Origin of the sequence: Neokomagataea tanensis, from assembly GCF_006542335.1 — a bacterium.
In the GTDB taxonomy this organism is placed as follows: domain Bacteria; phylum Pseudomonadota; class Alphaproteobacteria; order Acetobacterales; family Acetobacteraceae; genus Gluconobacter; species Gluconobacter tanensis.
In genome coordinates this window covers 1,462,009-1,475,860 of sequence record NZ_CP032485.1, presented here as the reverse complement: position 1 = coordinate 1,475,860, position 13,852 = coordinate 1,462,009, and the positions used below count along the sequence as shown (strand labels likewise).

Sequence of the window (13,852 nt, the reverse complement as noted above, 5' to 3'; positions counted from 1 at the left end):
AAACGGCTTATAAATATCATTCGTCCCGGTAACGGTACCCAATGCCGTAAAGCGTCTCAATATAGTTAAATTCGTCATCAACCTGCCGGAATTTTTTTCTTACCCGCTTGATATGACTATCGATTGTACGGTCATCGACGTAAATATTATCGCCATAAGCAGCATCAATGAGCTGATCGCGGGACTTCACCATGCCCGGCCTGAGCGCCAAAGCCTTAACGAGCAAAAACTCCGTCACGGTTAATGCGATGTCTTGGCCATTCCACAAGCATTGATGCCGTGTTTCGTCCAACGACAGCTGGCCTCGTACAAGGGCTGCACCACGTGCTGCCGTGCCAGTCGCTTCCGCTCGGCTCGCATCCTGTCGGCGTAAGAGCGCTCTGATCCGCTCAATGAGCAGACGCTGCGAAAACGGCTTGGTGATGTAATCATCGGCCCCGAGGCGCAAGCCCATCAATTGGTCCAACTCCTCATCTTTCGATGTGAGGAAAATAACTGGCAATGTGGAGCGCGCACGCAGCCGTTGGAGCAGTTCCATGCCGTCCATACGCGGCATTTTAACGTCCAGCACAGCTAAACTCACAGGGCGCGACACAATACCCTGTAGGGCACTCTCTCCATCCGTATAAGTATGCACGATGAACCCTTCAGCTTCGAGGGTCATTTGCACAGAGGCCAAAATGTTACGGTCATCATCCACAAGCGCAATGATAGGCGCAGCCGGTGACGGCGCAGGTGATGATGAAAAAGGGCGAGTGCTCTCCATGAAAGAGATCCATCTCCTGAAGAAAAAATAACATTGCACCCGAATGGCGCAAAACAGCACCCTATTTCAGGCTGACATAAAGGCATTTCAATGACATCAGCGCCAGTTGCAACCCCTCTTTGAACGCTTCCCTCTTGCCTTCGGAGGAATCGGCGTTATGTCCTTGTGGAGAACGGGGCCGCGTGTCGGCCCGTCCCACAGAGAAAAAGGTCGTGACATGACAGACCAAAACCACACCCCGGAAACGGCCCACGACGCGCCTGAGCAGGGCGTCGAGACCACCGTGGCACATGACGAAACCACCGCGACAGCTGAACAAGCTGCAGAGGATACCTCCCCTGAGGCACGCATAGCTGCGCTAGAAGCTGAAGTCGCTGATTTTAAAGACCGCTGGGTCCGATCAGAAGCTGAAGCACAAAACGTCCGCAACCGTGCCAAGCGCGATGTGGACGATGCGCGCCAGTTCGCCATCCAAAAATTTGCCAAAGACGTCGTTGAAGCAGCTGACAACATTCAGCGCGGCATCGCATCGCTCCCTCCGCAGGCTGAAGATGAAGATTCGCTCATCACAAAGCTCCGCGAAGGATTCGAAAGCACCGAGCGTTCTTTCCTAGGCATCCTTGAGCGCAATGGCATCACGCGCGAAGACCCAACGGGCAAACCCTTCGACGCAAACTTGCATCAAGCCATGGCCGAACAGCCTTCCGATGAGCACGAGCCAGGACATGTCATGCAGGCATGGACGCCTGCTTGGTTGCTCAAAGGACGCCTGCTTAAAGCTGCCATGGTTATTGTAGCCAAGGGAGCACCTAGCGGCGACAAGGCCACGACAGGCCTCGACACCTCCGCTTAATCCAGACGTTATCCCTGCGCGCATCGTCGCTTACTATGCGCGCAGGTCCCAACACGTCGCTTACATTGACGCGATAAGGCCTCCTGCCACGCCATGGAACGTATCCTCATTATAAAGCTCGGCGCGCTGGGGGATTTCGTTCAAGCCTTCGGTGCTTTTGCGTCCATCAAAGCGGCATTCCCAAACGCCCACATTACACTCCTTACAACACCCCCCTTTGTTGAGCTGGCCCAAAGCTGCCCTTGGTTTGACGAAATTCAAATAGATTCACGCCCGACGCTTAGACGCCCACAAGGCTTTCTTCACCTCAGGCGCTTATTTCAAAAACAAGACGCCGTGTTTGACTTGCAAACATCCGGACGCTCAGCCCGTTACCGGAGCCTTGCCCCGCGCGGTCTGCACTGGTCAGGAATATCACGCGGTTGCAGCGCCCTGCACGCTAACCCCCACCGCGACGATATGCACACCCTCGCCCGGCTGAACGACCAATTACACCACGCGCGAATCCCCGTGCTCGCCCGTACAGTACCGGATTTTTTGACCAATAAAGGGGCCGAAATAGCAAAACCTTATGTGGTACTCGTGCCGGGCGCTGCTCCGCACCGGCCGCAAAAGCGATGGCCCTTGGAGCGTTTTATCCTTTTGGCACAGAATCTGTCGCAACAAGGAAAGCACGTCGTCATCGTCGGCAGCCCTGCCGAACAAGACTTAGGAAGTGCAATACACGCCGCCTGCCCTGAAGCAACAAACCTTGTCGGACAAACGACACTGACTGAACTTGCTGGCGTGTTGCATCGTTCAAGCTGTGTGATCGGCAACGACACAGGGCCTTTACATCTTGCCGCTGCAATGGACGCACACACAATAACGCTCTTCAGCAAAGACAGTGACCCCCGACTCGCTGCCCCTCTAGGCATTACACCGGGCCGCACACGGACCCTATCCGCTCCCGACTTGGCGACCATTCAACCCGAACGGCTTGAGGCTTTACTCCCCCCATGACCCGAATACGCTGTGTCACGATGCAAAAAAACGAAGCCGACATGCTGGAACCTTGGCTGCGTTGGCACGGCACGCTGTTCGGCTTTGAAAATCTGACCGTAGTCGATAATGGCTCAACAGACGAACACACACTTCGTGTGCAAGCACGTTATGAAAAGCGCGGCGTAACAATCATCCGATCCCACGACCGCTACGAAGACTTTCTGAATAAAGGCGCTATTTTTACCGAGATTATCCGCAACTGGGACAAGGAAGGCGGCTACGACTTTGCACTCCCCATGGATTGCGACGAGTTTCTTGCCCTTTTCCTCGACCGCTTTTCCGTTACCCCGTCTGAGATCATCGCAGAATTTGCAAACCTGAAGTCAGACCTTGCCACTTTGGTGACGGATCGCGTCTTACTCAATATTCCAAATGCCCCGGGGTATTTTCGCCCTCAGCACATACCAAGAGCACTTTTCCACGCAAACAGCATCGAAACCTTGGACCGTGGCCTTCACGCACCGACAAGTTGTTACAAAGACCGCTGTGTGCGTACTCCCTTTGTTTACCTCCATCTTCACAATCGCCCTAACTACGAAGCCATCAAGCAATTTGCTCGCCAGAAATTACACACGCCCGATGGGCAAAACCCCCTTGACCTTATCGCTCATGACCGCCCCCTGACATCACAGGCCAGCTACCACCTACTGCACTTATTTCAGCGCGACTACACCGGCTTTCTGGCTGAATACTTGGATAAACCTGACATTTATGCCCCTGACGTCATTGCACGAATGCAATCGCTTGGGCTCGATGTGAAGGCTCTTCTCGGGCAAGGCTCTCACCCTCAATTTCCTATTACCGCACCCTATAATTTTTTGGCACACCGTGGCTCAGAACGTGAGACTACCCACGAATACGCTGCATTCGATCCCATAGCCTACGCGCACGAAAATCCTGACGTCGCCACTGACGCCTATTACGGGATATGGCCTCTCATTCACTTCTTGGATGCAGGATGGGCAGAAGGGCGGCGACCTAACCCCCTACAAATTTCACCTTTTACCCTACCAAGCCCGCATTAAAGGTACTTTTCTCGCAGACTTTCCTCACGCTGGGTCTTGCAGCATGAGGTAGAATAAGGCCATTTAGCCCATTCTGTTTTGTGGCATTTGACGTAACCCTACGGCAAATGCTTCGTCTGCTTAAAGGAGCGCCTCATGCCCGCCATCACATTACCCGACGGAAGCGTCCGCACCTTCGACGGGACCGTGACGGGCACGACAGTCGCGGCATCCATTGGTCCGGGCCTTGCCAAAGCCGCGCTTGCCATGGAAATTGGCGGAAAGCAGCTCGACCTTTCTACGCCAATTGAGCATGACGCCAGCATTCGTTTCATTACCAAAAAAGACGATGCTGCCCTTGAGATGATCCGCCACGATACGGCGCACGTCTTGGCTGAGGCGGTACAGTCTTTATGGCCTGAAACGCAAGTAACCATTGGCCCGAGCATCAAAGATGGTTTTTACTACGACTTCGCCCGCGACAAGCCCTTCACCCCCGATGACTTCGAAGCTATCGAAGCCAAGATGCATGAAATCATTGCTGCCAACGCTGATTTCTCGCGTGAAGTCTGGGACCGGGACGTTGCCATCGAATTTTTCGAACAGCGCGGTGAAAACTTCAAAGCGGAGCTGATCCGGGACTTACCCGAGAGCGAAGCGATTTCTATTTACCGCCAAGGCGAATGGCTTGATCTGTGCCGTGGCCCGCACATGCGCAGCACTGGCGACATCGGTAATGCGTTTAAGCTTATGCGCGTTGCAGGTGCTTATTGGCGCGGTGACCACCGCAACCCCATGCTCACCCGTATTTACGGCACAGCATGGCGCGACAAGAAAGAACTAAACGCCTATCTGCTTCGCCTTGAAGAAGCAGAAAAGCGTGACCACCGCCGCATTGGCCGCGAAATGAACCTCTTCCACATTCAAGAAGAGGCTGTCGGCCAAATTTTCTGGCATCGCAAAGGGTGGCGTCTTTACAACGTCCTCCAAGACTACATGCGCCGCGCTCAAGAGCGAAACGGCTACGAAGAAGTACGTACACCGCAACTCGTAGACCGCGCCCTGTGGGAAGCCTCGGGCCACTGGGACAAGTACCGCGAGAACATGTTCATCGCCCAAGTGGAAGATGAAGATAAAACACTCGCGCTTAAGCCCATGAACTGCCCATGCCACGTGCAAATTTTCCGTCACGGCCTGCGTTCATACCGCGAACTTCCTTTGCGAATGGCAGAATTTGGCGCGTGCCACCGCTATGAACCTTCAGGCTCTCTGCATGGCATCATGCGCGTCCGCGGTTTTACCCAAGATGACGCTCACGTTTTCTGCACGGAAGAGCAGATTGCCGACGAAACGGCAAAATTCGTTCGTATGCTCGCTGAAGTCTATAAAGATCTTGGCTTCGAAAGTTTCCGTGTCAAATTCTCGGATCGTCCCGAAGCCCGTGCTGGTGACGATGCAACGTGGGACCGCGCAGAAAACGCCTTGAAGAAAGCGTGCGAGATTGTCGGTGTGGACTACGAGTTAAACCCCGGCGAAGGCGCGTTTTATGGTCCGAAGCTGGAATTCGTGCTCACAGATGCCATTGGACGTGACTGGCAGTGCGGCACGCTGCAGGTCGACTACGTATTGCCAGAGCGTTTGGACGCCTCTTACATCGGAGAAGACAGCCAGCGCCACCGCCCGGTCATGCTGCACCGTGCTATTCTAGGTAGCTTCGAGCGCTTCTTGGGCATTTTGATCGAACAATATGCCGGGAAGTTCCCGCTTTGGCTGGCACCGACACAAATCGTTGTGACAAGCATCGTGTCCGATGCGGCCGACTATGCGCATGAAGTTGTGAGCGCCCTCAAAGCCGCTGGCCTTCAGGCAGAAGCCGACACACGCAACGACAAGATCAACGCCAAGATTCGCGAGCATAGCCTTGCCAGAGTCCCCGTAATTCTGGTGGTCGGGCGACGTGAAGCAGAAGAACGCAAAGTTGCCATGCGCCGCCTAGGTGGCGCTCAACAGACCATTCTCACGCTTGATGAAGCTCTCAGCGCACTCTCCGCGGAGGCAACACCCCCCGATCTCGCACGTTTGTCCACCAAAGACGCGTAATCCTCTTGCACGGATCGTGTCACAAGACTATGTGCTGAGAGGTAATGTTCTGCCGCTTTCCCAAGGCCATTCTTGGGAAAGCGCGACAGAGACACAGTTAAGAAACTGACGACAGGAGCTGACCATAGCTAGACCGCCGATGCAGAGTGCGCCCACACGTGAAGGACCACGTGTCAACGAAGAGATCCGCGTACCTCAAGTCCGCCTCATCGATGAGGAAGGTGAAATGCAAGGGATCATGTCGACGCGCGATGCTCTAACGCGCGCGTTTGCATCTGGTCTCGACCTACTCGAAATCAGCCCAACAGCTGTACCACCCGTCGTCAAAATTCTTGACTACGGTAAGTTCAAGTACGAGCAACAGAAGAAAAAGAACGAAGCTCGTAAAAAGCAAAAGGTTATTGAGATCAAGGAAGTAAAGGTCCGCCCGGGTACGGGTGAGCATGACTTCCAGACAAAGCTCAAAGCCATTCATGCTTTCTTGGACGCGGGCGACAAGGTAAAGGTCTCTTTGCGCTTTAAAGGCCGTGAAATGGCCCACCAAGAGCTCGGCGCAAAGATGATGGAACGCATCCGCATCGAAGTCGAAGAAAAAGCTAAGATTGAGCAAATGCCTCGCCTTGAAAACAGGCAGATGCTGATGGTCATGGCTCCTCGCTAAACGCAAAAGAGCCCTCCCAAAAAAACCTGCCCCTCTCCGGGCAGGTTTTTTTGTACCTCAGCTCAGGCTTGTCCCGTAAATCTCTACCTGATCTAGGTTTAAATAATTAGGCTCACCACGCAGTTCGATTCGAAGCCAACGCGCTACGATTCCTTCATCAGAAACCCAAACGAACGGGGTTCCATCCATCCCACCAAACGGCTCATCAGACGTTCGTTCGTAAAACTCGAACCAGACCTCTTGATCGCTAGATGTCAAAAGCGCGAAATGATTCATCCGCTCGAAAACACCATCCAAGCGGTTGAAAAGCCTAACTTCGTGGATTTTTTTTATCTCTTCAAATTCGATTTGCCACCAAGGCCTGCTTTCTAACCCTGTATGTGCTTGAGAATGCCCTCTGGGTGCTTGGTTAATAAGCTTAGCAGCATCTTCGCTAGGACTACACGGGTGAAGCGTCGAACTCTGCGTGGCTTTCGCATTATGTGTAATTAGCGGCCATCGAGGCTTTGGAAACGGCGAAGTCGACCATGCCTTTTGCGCGAGATAATTGTACCAGTAGTCGTGCAGGCATAAATCCTCGACGGCATTAGTCCAGTGGTGATGCATTTTTCTTTCTTCTTCCGTCTTATCACCCCACATTTTTTCTGCTGCGTAATCGCCCTTCAACCCACGCTTCACTCTCAAATCAAAATCCTCATCGGATTTAATATTGTAATGGGCAATGAATGCCTTTCCGACTATTGACTTTCTTCTATTATGCTTATGCAAGAAATCCCACGCGCTTTTGGGAAACTCTGAATAATATTCACTCATACTTTCTGATAAAACGTTGTAAGACTTAATTTTTTTTAGAGTATTATACTCATGCTGGATCGGATGGGACGGATTTTTGAAAAACTCTTGGTAAGGAAATGATCTTGATTTAACGAGAACTTTCGTAAACGGCGTGACTCCGTCTTCTCTTCTTGTATAATTTATGAGCACACTGCCCTCAGGTCGCGTTTTGTGGCCGTTATGCCCAAAACTACACCAGTTGACGTAAAGAGCTTCCATGTCGCTTGGGAATGAAGCTAAAAAAGGCGTAATTCCTACAAACGAGCGAATACAAAAAAAACTCGTCAATATCTAAAAACATAAACCATTCGGTCTCAGGCATATAATTCCGGTTAAAGTGGAAATACATCTGAAATTGCAGGCCAATTTTTGGGTAATGAATAAAAGTTACAAATGGATTATTCCCTAATGTATAGGGAATAACTTTTTCATATAAAGCAATAGGATCATCATCATTACAATATAAATAAACGTGATCAATACCAATAGATTGATGGTACATTAGCCATTCATTTATGTAACCAGCTTCCCAACGGGCACAAGCTACTAAGGAGACTTTATATTTTGGGTCGGGCCAAATGCCATCATTTTCAAATATTCGCTTCGGTAATTTTGAATAACTAGAGAGAGTTTTCGTAGTGCTATCTTCCACTGGATTTATCCCTGATAATTATTCAAAGTTACAATACACACCAAAAATAAAGAAGCAAATACTACACTAGCCCAAATGCTCTGGACCGAATGAGTCCGGCAAAAGATCGCTTAGACTGCGCTGCAGTAGAATATCACCACGCGGATTGACCATATGCACCTTTAAATCTGGCGCACCAAACTCACGCAGCTTTTGGCGGCATCCACCACATGGCGTACATGGCATTTCACCACCTACGACTACAATTTCTTCAATATTCGCCTGACCTGCCATGACCATTGCGGAAATAGCGCCAGCTTCTGCACAGCTACCGAGCGGATATGCAGCATTTTCTACATTGCACCCGCTAAAAACTTGCCCTGCTGAACGCAACGCCACACCAACCGAGAATTTGGAATAAGGAGCGTATGCTTTTTCACGGGCCGCCAATGCCGCGTTAATTAAACTTTGCAAATCGCTCATCATCTAGAACTCCACTCAACATGATTGACCACAGTCACCTGAGACCAAAATATAACTTCCGCTACCCTTGAGACCGTAAAGCCACGAGCGAGACAGGACCAAAGAGTTTAGCTTACAGATTCCCCTTTAATTACAGAAGTGATGGCTTGGAAGGGGCTTCATGGTGCGATAGGCTTTCCACGTCATGACAAGCACCCTTTATACCGACCCAACTCCCAACGATCTTCTCGCCAGCCGCCCCTCTTTGCGGATGGATCCTCGCGATGGTCTGTTGTTTGAAGATGTACCCGTTGAGCATATTGCCCGCGAACTGGGCACACCATGCTGGATAACGGGTGCAGGCACGCTCAGGCGCCGTGCGGCAGACCTCAAAGCGGCTTTCACAGCACGCGACCTTCCGATGAGCTTTCATTTCGCTATGAAGGCACAAGATCACCAAGCGACGCTCCGCATTTTGAAAGATTGTGGCTACGGCGTCGATATTGTGAGCGGCGGTGAAATGGCACGCGCTCTGGCTGCTGGCATTGCGCCTGAAGCAATCGTGTTCTCTGGCGTTGGAAAAAGCGATCAAGAGCTTCGAGCTGCAATTGCCGCACGAATCGGTCAAATTAACGTTGAAAGCGTAGAAGAACTCTACCGTTTAGCCGCACTTGCTGAGGAAGCGCCCAGCAGCGATGGTTTTCGTATCCGCGTTACCCTGCGGGTTAACCCCGATGTAGACGCACAAACACACGATAAAATCTCAACGGGGCGCGCAGACGATAAATTCGGGATCGCCTACGACCAAGCCCTTTCTCTCTACGTGGAAGCACAGAAATTCCGGGCCATTCACGTCATTGGCTTAGCGGTGCATCTAGGCAGCCAGATGCTTGCGGCGGAGCCTTTCCGACGGGGCTATGAGCGCCTTGCTGAGATGGTCCGCGCTTTGCGTAGCCAAGGTCAGACAGTTGAAATTGTCGACTGTGGTGGGGGGCTCGGCATCTCGTACCGTGACGAAATTGCTCCCGCCCCCGACATGCTCGCTGGTGTTATAGCTGAAACGCTTGGCGGATTGGATGTTACCATTGGTTTGGAGCCAGGGCGCTGGTTAGCAGCACCAACAGGGCTTTTCATCACCCGTGTTATCGAAACCAAAGCGGGAAACCCCGCCCGTGGAACGCCCGATTTTCTTATTGTTGATGGTGGGATGAACGACTTGGCGCGCCCAGCCATGTACGATTCATGGCACGGAATTGTACCCGTCTCCCCCACTCTTGCACATGACACGCTCAAACCATGGCATGTCGTTGGTCCTGTATGCGAAAGCAGCGATGTTTTTGCCCGTAACCGTCCACTCCCAACCAAACTACAACGCGGTGACTTGGTCGCTTTTCTTGATGCCGGGGCTTATGGTTCCGTCATGAGCTCGACATATAACTCGCGTCCATTTGTGGCACAGGCACTAGTCGATAACGGTCGCTGGAGCTGTATACGCAAGCGGCAGAGCATAGCTGAATTAATCGCCGCTGAAACTTTGCCGGACTGGCTCTAAAATTTTCCATGACTGAGCGCACGCCCCAAACCCCAAAGCAATTACGCCACCTAAGCAGCGTTCGGCAACGAGCCGCACGTGTCATATGGTTTGAGCGTGCGCTCCCTGCCTTCAAATACCCTGCAATACTGCTCGGCATTTACAGTATTTCATGCTTACTAAGATTGCCTCAGAGCCTCCCCGACATTCTACATTTCTTGCTGGAAGCTGGGCTTTTTATTGCCGTTATCCGTTATTTATGGCTGAAATTGCGGTGCATTCCAAAAGCAAACGCGGAACAGGTTGATCGGCGCATTGAGCTCGCATCCGGGCTTGCACATAACCCTCTGCTGACGCTGCAGGACAAACCTGCAACAGACCGAACATCAGCAGATCAAAATGCACTCTGGGTCACGCATATCCAACAAACACTACAGCGCATTGGCCCTCTAAAAGCTGGCCTCCCAAAGCTACGGATTACGACCCAAACACGTAAATTATCTGCTGGGCTTGTTGCCGCAGTTATTATCAGCTTTGCCGTGGCTGGCTCACACGGCCCATCGCGCCTTTGGGCTGGGTATGTCCCCGGGCAGGACGATGCCGATACACCCATGCCAACGCTGCAAGCATGGGTCGATCTTCCTTCTTACGCGCCTGGTGCACCAATTTTTTTAAATCAAAACTCATCAGCCATCCCACCACTTCCAGAAGGCGCGCACTTCTCAGCTGTTGTAAGCAACGCTTCCGGGCAGCCCCGACTGCACGGTGCAGCAATTACCGGGCTTGAAACCTTAGGCGCAGGAAGCTGGAAATTACAGGCCACACTGCACAATACCCGAACACTGCGTTTGAGTGTGCGTGGCCGGAGCATTGGATCATGGCCTATCAGCATCGCTCCCAACCCTGCACCTGTTGTCCGTTGGAACGGCAAACCGGGCCCCTTCCGTGATACCCTCACAAATGATCCGTCGTGGCGTACCGCTCTACCATGGAAGGTTGAGCAGCCTTACGGGATAGAATCCCTTGAAGCCATTATTACCGCCCCCGACGGCCTCGGCGCCGCCCGACACGTGAGGATTCCCCTTAACCAACATCCTAAATCCGCAGCCGGCACGGCACAGCCGGACCTTTCAGACGACCCTCTAGCGGGGATGGAAGTAGCTGCCACCCTTCATGCCAAAAGCGTCTCTGGCAAAGAATCCCAAAGCCAGACTGTACACTTCCGTCTTGGCGCCCGACACTTCACTGACCCGCTAGCCCGAGCTCTCGTCGCTCTACGGGCACGGCTTATGCTCGGTAAAGAAACACCGGCGGACGCATCAAAAGAATTATTTCTTTTGACTGAAGCACCGTCATCTCGCCCTGTATTGACCACACTTACATTGCTGGCAACGCACCTGCCCGACTTTACACCCAACGCGCCTGAACACGCAGAGGCTATAACAGGTGCGTTATGGAACCTCGCTCTTTACGTCGAAGACCTCAAGCATGATGGCCCTGAAACAGCAAATGCGGCGGCCTCTGTGCGGGCTGCGGAAGAGGCATTACGCCAATATTTAAATAATCTCAGCGCTACCGACCAAGGAATGGCATCGCTCGAAGCGCAGAAGACTCTGCAAAACCTTACAGATGCCCTCAAATCAGCCCTCACTTACCGAATGAGCCTCCTCTTTAAGCGCGCTGCGGAGACGGGCGTCATTATGCCGAGTTCCGGTGCGGCAAATTCCGACCCCTTTTCCGCGCCACTAGCGCAGCTCCACTCCCAAGCAATGCAGGGCCAAGCGGAAAATGCGCTCAAAACCCTGCAAGACATGGAAGATATGGCTGAGCACATGCGGCAGGCAGGACCGGAAGACGTGCTTAACCTTGCCCAAACGATGAAAGCACAAGCCGAAGCACGGCTCGACCGCTCTGCGCTGCGGGATCTTATTCGGCGGGAAACAGAATTGCTGGATCATACACAGCAACGCCTCTCTGCAGCGCATAAAGCAGCCCAATCGACGCAAGATGACGAGCCAACAGACATTAGCAAAATGTCGACCGAGGATTTGCTGAAGCAACTTGGCATGCAACCCCCCGCCAGCAGCAGCAACAATAAACCGTCTCAGACGCTACCAGTGGATGAGAAAACCGTCGCATCGCAGGCCCCTCAACGCCGCGAAGACCATGCATTACAGCGTGCCTTAACGGTTTTAGACGGTGTTCTTGGGCAACACACTCAGGATACGACCGGCAAAAAAGCTGAAGCTTTCGATAAAGCAAAAGCTGATATGCTTACTGCGCGTCATGCTCTTGCGGAAAGACATGACCAAGATGCGGCCATAGCTGAGCAAAAAGTGCTGGACGACCTCAAACAGGCCAACCAGCAAATGCAGAAAAACCAAAAATCATCCTCAGGTGACGGTCAGAGCAAGCTCAGCTTTATTCCCCCCTCGCCCCCCAGTCATAAGCCTGATGGCTCCCAAAAGTCTTCGCAGCAATCTCAAGGGAACGGTGACCAATCTGGCTCTTCCGATCCAGATGATGATGACGATGATGACTCAGGGAGCGGCTCAAGCTCTGGCCAGAGCGGGGCGGGTAAGCCTTCACAAGGCAAAAATCAGGACCCGCTTGGCCGCAGCATGGGTGAAGGCCATGACGGGCAAGACAGCGATGCGCACATACCAGATAAAAATACCCGCGACCGTGCTCGCGATATCGAGCAGGAACTTCGCCGTCGTGCCGCTGACCGCACACGCCCACAAAGTGAGTTAGATTACCTTCAACGCCTGCTCAAATCATTCTAAAGGCGCAACCTCTAATCCCCCGCATGGCTGCCAATAGGGGGATTGGCACAACCATGCCAGTACTTAAACCCAGGCGGATCGCTCCAAATCAGATACTTCTGGCTTCACGCTTTTACCGCTTCGCGCTGAATGAATTGCCGCCTCCAAAACGGCCATAACACCAACCGATTGCAAAGGCGGAACGGGATTTGCGCCGCCGTTCAAGGCAAGAGCAATCTGCTTATAAAACTGGCCTTGATCGCCAGAGGTAGCAGGCCTTTGATATACGCCCCCCTGTCCATCATGGACCTGAATCGTATCGTCGTCGCAGCCCCAATTCGGCGCGCCGGGGCGCAGGCCATTCAAGAGCTGTGCCTCCTGCCCATCTGGCTTCGCTTTGATAGCGCTACCCTTGGTGCCGTGAACGATAAATCGAGGAGAACCGCCCGCAACAAGCATGCTCGCATGCAAAATAACCCGCTGCTCGTTGTACTCCAAAACGACGTGAGCCCAATCATCCGACAAAGCACCTTTACGCATTTGAGCTAAAGACGCTGTCACGCGCTCCGGAATACCAAATAAAAGCAAAGCCTGATCAATCAAGTGCGGGCCAAGGTCGAACCAAATACCCGCACCAGGCCCCGAGCCCTCACGCCACCTATCGCGCACAACAGGCCTGAAACGATCGATATGTGATTCGAAATGTGTGACCTCTCCGATCTCTTTCGCATCAATAATCTGCTTAATGCTTAGAAAGTCACTATCCCAGCGCCTGTTGTGAAAGACCGTGAGCGAACGGCCATTGCTTGCCGCAGCCTTTACAACGTCACGCGCTTCGGCCACGTCCAACGCAAAAGGCTTATCAACGACAACATGCTTACCAGCCTGCAACGCCGCCTTTGCCAAAGCTGCATGTGTATCGTTCGGTGATGCAATAACCACCAAATCAACATGCTCCGACGTCACCGCCGCAAGCGGGTCGGACACGACCGTAACGCCCGGATAGTCTGACTGGACCTTCTCTTTCTGGCGCGAAGCGATACAGACAAGTTTTAGGTTTGGTTCTGCCGTAATCAACGGGGCGTGGAACGTCTGCCCAGCATACCCATAGCCTATAAGGGCCGTCCGGAACGGTGCTTCCTGAAGCATATTACCTCCTGTACTCACCGCGCAGACTATAGAGGGTATTGCATAGCGGCAA

At 52.6% G+C, this 13,852-nt stretch carries 12 protein-coding genes; 7 read left to right on the top strand and 5 right to left on the bottom strand.

Features of this window, described 5'->3' with window-relative positions:
* Window positions 1-16: 16 nt before the first annotated feature.
* Window positions 17-766, bottom strand: coding sequence for a response regulator transcription factor (locus D5366_RS06780; RefSeq protein WP_141492821.1), 750 nt, complete (start codon window positions 764-766; stop codon window positions 17-19).
* A gap of 217 nt (window positions 767-983) precedes the next feature.
* On the opposite strand from D5366_RS06780, the gene D5366_RS06775 reads away from it, so the two are divergent.
* The 5 genes from D5366_RS06775 (at window position 984) to infC (ending at window position 6,428) form a co-directional block, all read left to right on the top strand.
* A complete protein-coding gene (locus D5366_RS06775) occupies window positions 984-1,619 on the top strand; it encodes a nucleotide exchange factor GrpE (protein ID WP_141492820.1) in 636 nt (211 codons plus the stop codon).
* Between the two features lie 93 nt (window positions 1,620-1,712).
* The gene (locus tag D5366_RS06770) at window positions 1,713-2,621 is read left to right on the top strand and encodes a glycosyltransferase family 9 protein (protein ID WP_141492819.1); all 909 of its coding nucleotides are present in this window, start codon (window positions 1,713-1,715) and stop codon (window positions 2,619-2,621) included.
* On the top strand, window positions 2,618-3,688 hold the full coding sequence (locus D5366_RS06765; protein ID WP_141492818.1) for a glycosyltransferase family 2 protein: 1,071 nt from the start codon (window positions 2,618-2,620) through the stop codon (window positions 3,686-3,688). The genes D5366_RS06770 and D5366_RS06765 overlap by 4 nt, the downstream gene beginning before the upstream one ends.
* 135 nt (window positions 3,689-3,823) lie before the next feature.
* Window positions 3,824-5,767, top strand: a complete 1,944-nt coding sequence (gene thrS, locus D5366_RS06760; protein WP_141492817.1) for a threonine--tRNA ligase — start codon at window positions 3,824-3,826, stop codon at window positions 5,765-5,767.
* A 139-nt stretch (window positions 5,768-5,906) separates the two neighbouring features.
* Window positions 5,907-6,428: a translation initiation factor IF-3 gene (gene infC, locus D5366_RS06755; protein WP_141492816.1), complete on the top strand. Its 522-nt coding sequence runs from the start codon at window positions 5,907-5,909 to the stop codon at window positions 6,426-6,428.
* A gap of 57 nt (window positions 6,429-6,485) precedes the next feature.
* Here the strand turns inward: infC and D5366_RS06750 are convergent, their stop codons facing one another.
* From D5366_RS06750 to D5366_RS06740, 3 genes are all read right to left on the bottom strand, one after another.
* A complete protein-coding gene (locus D5366_RS06750; RefSeq protein WP_141492815.1) occupies window positions 6,486-7,481 on the bottom strand; it encodes a discoidin domain-containing protein in 996 nt (331 codons plus the stop codon).
* A complete protein-coding gene (locus D5366_RS06745) occupies window positions 7,453-7,914 on the bottom strand; it encodes a glycosyltransferase family 2 protein (protein ID WP_141492814.1) in 462 nt (153 codons plus the stop codon). The genes D5366_RS06750 and D5366_RS06745 overlap by 29 nt, the downstream gene beginning before the upstream one ends.
* Window positions 7,915-7,980: 66 nt before the next feature.
* Window positions 7,981-8,376 carry a cytidine deaminase gene (locus D5366_RS06740; RefSeq protein ID WP_141493880.1) on the bottom strand — a complete coding sequence of 132 codons (396 nt, stop codon included), beginning with the start codon at window positions 8,374-8,376 and terminating at the stop codon, window positions 7,981-7,983.
* Between the two features lie 184 nt (window positions 8,377-8,560).
* Between D5366_RS06740 and lysA the strand changes: the two genes are divergently transcribed.
* Window positions 8,561-9,907, top strand: a complete 1,347-nt coding sequence (gene lysA, locus D5366_RS06735; protein WP_141492813.1) for a diaminopimelate decarboxylase — start codon at window positions 8,561-8,563, stop codon at window positions 9,905-9,907.
* Window positions 9,908-9,915: 8 nt separating this feature from the next.
* Window positions 9,916-12,672: a DUF4175 domain-containing protein gene (locus tag D5366_RS06730; RefSeq protein ID WP_141492812.1), complete on the top strand. Its 2,757-nt coding sequence runs from the start codon at window positions 9,916-9,918 to the stop codon at window positions 12,670-12,672.
* A gap of 63 nt (window positions 12,673-12,735) precedes the next feature.
* On the opposite strand, the gene D5366_RS06725 is transcribed toward D5366_RS06730, so the two are convergent.
* The gene (locus D5366_RS06725; protein WP_141492811.1) at window positions 12,736-13,800 is read right to left on the bottom strand and encodes an oxidoreductase; all 1,065 of its coding nucleotides are present in this window, start codon (window positions 13,798-13,800) and stop codon (window positions 12,736-12,738) included.
* Window positions 13,801-13,852: the final 52 nt, after the last annotated feature.